The sequence below is a fragment of the Petrachloros mirabilis genome (assembly GCF_975968855.1).
Window position 1 is genome coordinate 1 of sequence record NZ_CDLUDY010000298.1, and the last position, 5,077, is coordinate 5,077.

Below are 5,077 nucleotides of genomic sequence, written 5' to 3' on the forward strand. Positions count from 1 at the left end.
CACCTTGAGATCCGTACGATCGGTCAGGAACACATGGTCGAACCGGTCGTGGAAGCCCCAGCCCCAATCGCTGAGGTAATCCCGACCATCGACACGCCTTCTGAGGCTGAGACGACCCAGGCCTCCGTCGAACCAGCAACACAGACCGACGACGCCAACTCCGTCGTTGACAGCCTCATTCCCTCCGCCAGTGCCTCGGAGCCGGAAGGGCCGAAGACCATCACCACTTTCGACCCAACATCCGGCAGCTAGCATTCAGGCGTTCTGCTCCTGCACGGCTCCAGCCGTGCGGGAGCCAGCTCGGACAGGAGTCACTCCATGTTCCACACCCCACGAAACGAGGACCGCATGACGATAGCACGACACACTATGCCTCCCGGATGCCTGCTTTGGATCACCCTTCTCATCGTTCTCCTCTCCTGGAGTGGCGGACTCCCCATTCTTCTGGCCTACGGGGCAGAGCCGACGATCCCGGAAGAGACCATGGCCCTGAAGGACGTGACACAGGGCAGCCTGCTCTTTAGGACAACCCAAGCAGGCCGGTACCGTCCCGCGCCGATGCTGAAGACGGACGTCAAGATTTCCGTAACCGGCATCATCGCAAGAACAACGCTCACCCAAGAATTCATGAATCCGAGCCGCGAGAAGGACGACTGGGCCGAAGGGGTCTATGTTTTCCCCTTGCCGGACACTGCGGCAGTCGATCATCTGCGCATGAAGGTCGGTGAACGGACCATCGTCGGCGAGATCAAGGAACGGGCCGAGGCGAAGAAGGTCTACGAGCAGGCCAAACAGGAAGGGAAGCGCGCGAGCCTCGTCGAGCAGGAACGGCCGAATATTTTTACCACCTCCGTTGCCAATATCGCACCGGGCGACCGCATCACCGTCGAGATCGAGTATCAGGAAACGGTGGCGTACGATCACGGAACGTTTTCACTCCGGTTCCCCATGGTCGTCGGGCCTCGCTACATCCCGGGGACTCCTCTCGTGATCGAAGATCAGCCGCCTGGTCAGGGCTGGTCGCTCAATACGGATCATGTTCCAGACGCTTCTCGCATCACCCCTCCGGTGCGTCATCCAGATCATGGGCTGATCAACTCGGTCAGCCTGTCCATCGACCTGGCTGCCGGTTTTCCCATCGGCAACGTGGAATCCTCTTACCACGAGATCCTGACGATCGCGGAACCGGACGGCCGCAAACACATCACACTGAAGGCCGATCACGTACCAGCCAATCGCGACTTTCAGTTGAAATGGACGCCGGCAGCGAGTCAGGCACCAACGGCCACCATCTACCGTCAGTTCGAGGGAGACCATGCCTATGCTCTCCTGATGGTTACACCTCCTTCCTCGGATCAGCCATTGACTCAGGTTCCCCGCGAAGCGATTTTTGTCCTCGATACGTCAGGCTCCATGGCCGGCACATCGATCGAACAGGCCAGAGCGGCCTTGTTACTCGCCTTGAACCGATTGACGGCACAGGACCGGTTCAACATCATCCAGTTCAACAGCGTCACGCACGTGCTCTTTTTAGAACCCAAGCCAGTGACGCCGGGCAATCTCAAACGGGCGATCCATTACGTCGAACGGCTCCAGGCCAATGGCGGCACGGAGATTCTCCCGGCCCTCAAGATGGCGCTGAAGGGAGCGGCGCCTCTCTCCCACCTCCGGCAGATCCTGTTTTTGACGGACGGGCAGGTCGGCAAAGAGAACGATTTGTTCGACGCAATCCGCGACCACTTGGGAACCGGCCGACTCTTCACGGTCGGCATTGGATCGGCACCGAACAGCCACTTCATGCGTAAGGCGGCGGAATTCGGCCGCGGGACGTTTACGCACATCGGCAGCACCAGCGAAGTGAAGGAACAGATGGATGCCATCTTCCGCAAACTCGAACGACCGGTGTTGACGGATATCCGTATCGACGGGCTCTCCGCCGAGACGGAGATGTTCCCGGGAAAAGTTCCGGATCTCTACGATGGAGAACCGATCGTCGTCGCCATGAGATCCCCTACCGCAATTGACCACGTGACGATTGTCGGCTCAATCGGTTCTTCGCCATGGTCGAGGACATTGGATCTGCGAACCAACCATGAACGAGATGGTGTCTCCGTGTACTGGGCCCGCCAGAAAATCGCAGCACTGATGGATCAACAGAAGCATGGGCAAGACGATGTTGCCGTCAGACAAACCGTGCTCAATGTGGCGCTGGCACACCACCTGGTCAGCAAGTACACGAGCCTCGTCGCAGTTGATATCGAACCAATCCGGCCGACAGACAAATCATTGATGAGCCATGCGCTAAAAACGAACCTGCCGGAGGGGCAGGACTACCAGGCCATATTCGGTCTTCCCAAGACGGCCACGAGCGGGCAGCTGCAACTGCTCGTTGGGTTGGCAGCGCTCGCGATATCGTGGTTGGTGTGGAGCTATAGAAAGTGCATCGCATGAACCAGATCAGGCCTAATTGCCGTACGCTGACCGTGCTGACAACCTGCCTCCTCACTATCGGACTGTGGCAGATTGGGGAAGGATCGTGGATCTATGCAAAGGCGAGGCTCGCGCAGGTTCTTCTGCAGCGGGCCTGGTCCCGCACCCTTTCAGGTGAAACCGATGTGAAACCCTGGCCCTGGGCTGATACCTGGCCAGTTGCCAGGATGACCGTACCGGGCAAACATATCGACCTGATCGTCTTAAACGGCGCCTATGGTCGCACATTGGCCTTTGGGCCAGGCTATGCCGAATCGAGCGCGTTCCCTGGATCGAGCGGGACGACAATACTCACAGGTCATCGTGATACGCATTTTCGGCTTCTCAGAGGGCTCACGCGACATGACGAGATCGTCATCGAATCAGCTGGTGGGAAGAGTCGGCGTTACTTGATTCAGGATATCCAGATCGTCGATTCTCGGAAGACTTCCATTAGGCTCGAGCCTGGAGGAAACCGGCTTATCCTTGTGACGTGCTATCCCTTTGATGCTATTGGTGCAGGAGGGCCTTTGCGATATGTGGTGACTGCAGAATCCGAGGACGAAATGAGCTCCCCCACTAGGGAGATCAGCGTTTGACTTTTCCCTTTAATTTCCATTTCCACGGAGGCACGGGATTGGGATCTGACCAGAGCCCTTTTCGTTCCGCGCGTATGAGCCGCTCGACATCAGCGAGCTTTCTCCCACCCGCAGTATCTTTTCTAGCCCATGCCAATCCTTCCTTGACCAATTCATGGGCAACGTTGCGGCCGTCCAGGAGAAGAATCTCGGCCGTCGTCCGTCCTTTAACGTCTCGCTGAACACCCCGCACCGTCACGATGCGATTCGCGATATAGGCAGCCGTCGTCCGTTTGGCTTGCATACCATAAGGCTGTTGAAGGTCCGGGCAATCGACATCTTTCAAGAAGATCTTTTCCGTTCGCCCGCCATGAAGAATCGTCACCTTATCGCCTTCATGAACCGTAACAACTCGGGCCTTAAAGTCCGCCCACGAGTTCGGGACTCCATTGACGGCAAACGCGAGGGTCAACAGCGCAACTGTGAGTGTGTGTTTCATCATGTCCCCATGCTACATCGAGACCATGGAATGCCGAAGCAAATTGCTCTAATTTGTCAAAGATTAAACGCCGCCCTCTGGCATATATTTCCTCCGGTCGATATCGACTTGACCAATCGAGGCTTTTTCAAGAAGATGGCGGCCACTTCTTATCGATAACATGATCTCCTGAAGATGCTACGGGAGGGCTTAGGTGCGGGAAGAGCTAGGCCAGCACAGACACAGATGGATCAGGCTGAGCGGACTTGCCAGCATTCTCCTTGCTTCGGTCCTATGGCATTGCTCGCTTGACCAGCGGCTCAGCGAATCGGTTGTACCCCCTACAATCAAGGATGCCGCCTACCTCGGAACTCAAACCTGCCTTGAATGCCATGCCGAGCATCAACAAAGAATGGAATCCACCCTGCACGGGAAGATTCTGCTCACGTCGGTGGCTCGCACGGATCTGCAGCGCCATGGCTGCGAAGCCTGTCATGGGCCTGGGAGCCTACACCTTCAGGACTATGCCGACCGTTCTGCGATTATCTCATTCGGCCAGAACTCTCCGCGGTCCGCTGTGAGCCAGAATGCCGTCTGCCTGCAGTGTCATACGAAAGGGCGGCGCCTCTTCTGGCAAGGGAGCGCTCATGAGCTGCGGGATATCTCGTGCGTTTCCTGCCATTCGGTACACAACGCCCAAACCAGACATGCCAATCTGAAAGCACCCTCTCAGCTGCAACTGTGCAGTCAGTGTCATGCCCTCAAGACTGCAATGGCATTCAACTGGGCGCATATGCCGGTTCGTGAGGGCAAGATGCAATGCGCCGATTGCCACAATGTCCACGGCTCGCTGACGGAATCCCTCATTCAGGAAAACAGCGTGAACGAAAACTGCTATCGGTGCCACGCCGATCGCAGAGGACCATTTCTATATGAACACCCGCCGGTCCGGGAGAATTGCACCACGTGTCACGTGGCTCATGGTAGTAACAATCCGCGGCTTCTGCGCATACGGCCGCCGCGGCTCTGTCAACAATGCCATAATGAAGCGGGGCATCCGTCCACTGCATTCGGGTTGCCGGGCGGCTTGGCCGACCGGCGGATGCTCGGCCGCGCATGCCTGTCTTGCCATGTCAATATCCACGGCTCCAACCATCCTTCGGGCTTTGCCTTCACACGCTGATGGCGATGCAGAGACCGAAGAGATCATCTCGCACCGTCATCCAGTGAAGAGCCTTCTCATAGGGATGGCCGGTATCATCGCATTGACAACCTTGTGCGGGGTCGGGAAGGTCCGCGGTGAGGAAAGCGGGCCGTTTCCACACTGGAAGGAAACGTTGCCGTTCCGGCTGGAAGGAGAAGTGGAAGCTGGATCACAGACACTGAGCGGCAACACCGGTTCACCGACGTTGTTTGAGTATCGGGATCTCTCAGGGAAGCCTACCATCCCAAGCCTGCGGCTTAAGGCGGAAGACTCATTGGGGACCAGATTTCTCGAGTTAGGCGGGAGGAATATGACTAGAACCGACGGATCATTTTCCCTGAGCGCGGG

General features: G+C 57.3%; 6 protein-coding genes. 5 read left to right on the plus strand and 1 reads right to left on the minus strand.

From position 1 onward, the window contains the following. From ACWVCN_RS12860 to ACWVCN_RS12870, 3 genes are all read left to right on the plus strand, one after another. A partial coding sequence (locus ACWVCN_RS12860; protein ID WP_455246218.1) for a hypothetical protein occupies positions 1-252 on the plus strand: 252 nt, incomplete at its 5' end. Positions 253-348: 96 nt separating this feature from the next. Continuing rightward, a complete protein-coding gene (locus tag ACWVCN_RS12865) occupies positions 349-2,451 on the plus strand; it encodes a marine proteobacterial sortase target protein (RefSeq protein ID WP_455246220.1) in 2,103 nt (700 codons plus the stop codon). After that, positions 2,448-3,068, plus strand: coding sequence for a class GN sortase (locus tag ACWVCN_RS12870; RefSeq protein WP_455246222.1), 621 nt, complete (start codon positions 2,448-2,450; stop codon positions 3,066-3,068). Before ACWVCN_RS12865 ends, ACWVCN_RS12870 begins: the two co-directional genes overlap by 4 nt. On the opposite strand, the gene ACWVCN_RS12875 is transcribed toward ACWVCN_RS12870, so the two are convergent. After that, entirely contained in the window at positions 3,058-3,549 is a 492-nt protein-coding gene (locus tag ACWVCN_RS12875; protein ID WP_455246224.1) for a thermonuclease family protein, read from the minus strand. The two genes, ACWVCN_RS12870 and ACWVCN_RS12875, sit on opposite strands and share 11 nt — an antisense overlap. 388 nt (positions 3,550-3,937) lie before the next feature. On the opposite strand from ACWVCN_RS12875, the gene ACWVCN_RS12880 reads away from it, so the two are divergent. Together ACWVCN_RS12880 and ACWVCN_RS12885 are read left to right on the plus strand one after the other, a co-directional pair. Continuing rightward, a complete protein-coding gene (locus ACWVCN_RS12880; RefSeq protein ID WP_455246225.1) occupies positions 3,938-4,708 on the plus strand; it encodes a DmsE family decaheme c-type cytochrome in 771 nt (256 codons plus the stop codon). Then, positions 4,656-5,077 (plus strand): hypothetical protein (locus ACWVCN_RS12885; protein ID WP_455246227.1); only part of this gene is annotated, 422 nt, incomplete at its 3' end. The genes ACWVCN_RS12880 and ACWVCN_RS12885, both read left to right, overlap by 53 nt.

What these genes read in the sequence shown, in the direction of transcription:
- ACWVCN_RS12865 (WP_455246220.1), top strand. Translation starts at nt 349, where the DNA reads ATGACGATAGCACGACACACTATGCCTCCCGGATGCCTGCTTTGGATC.
- ACWVCN_RS12880 (WP_455246225.1), top strand. Translation starts at nt 3,938, where the DNA reads ATGGAATCCACCCTGCACGGGAAGATTCTGCTCACGTCGGTGGCTCGC.
- ACWVCN_RS12870 (WP_455246222.1), top strand. Translation starts at nt 2,448, where the DNA reads ATGAACCAGATCAGGCCTAATTGCCGTACGCTGACCGTGCTGACAACC.
- ACWVCN_RS12875 (WP_455246224.1), bottom strand. Translation starts at nt 3,549, where the DNA reads ATGATGAAACACACACTCACAGTTGCGCTGTTGACCCTCGCGTTTGCC.